The following is a 212-nucleotide window of genomic DNA, read 5'->3' as shown; positions in this document are numbered from 1 at the left end:
ATGCATATTGGTATGTCTGATTTATCGGTATTTCGTTTTGCCAAAGAAGCAAAAGCAGGATGGGCAACTGCAGCAGGTATGTATGTAGGTCATTATATGGCTTGGATTGCCGCTGCCTTAATTTATGCCGTTTATTTAAAATCGCCAGAAGCTATTGCTTTTTTAAATAATGGCGAAGCGCCTCCTGTGGCTCCTGGACCTTTAGCCCATAA

Annotated in this window: 1 pseudogene; it reads left to right on the top strand. The window is 42.0% G+C overall.

The window, feature by feature from the left end:
* Positions 1 to 212, top strand: a pseudogene (locus tag FGM02_RS18300) (hypothetical protein); the annotation flags it as partial.

This window comes from Flavicella sediminum (assembly GCF_006381105.1).
GTDB classification, from domain to species: Bacteria; Bacteroidota; Bacteroidia; order Flavobacteriales; family Flavobacteriaceae; genus Flavicella; species Flavicella sediminum.
This window is presented reverse-complemented; position numbering and strand designations above follow the sequence as displayed.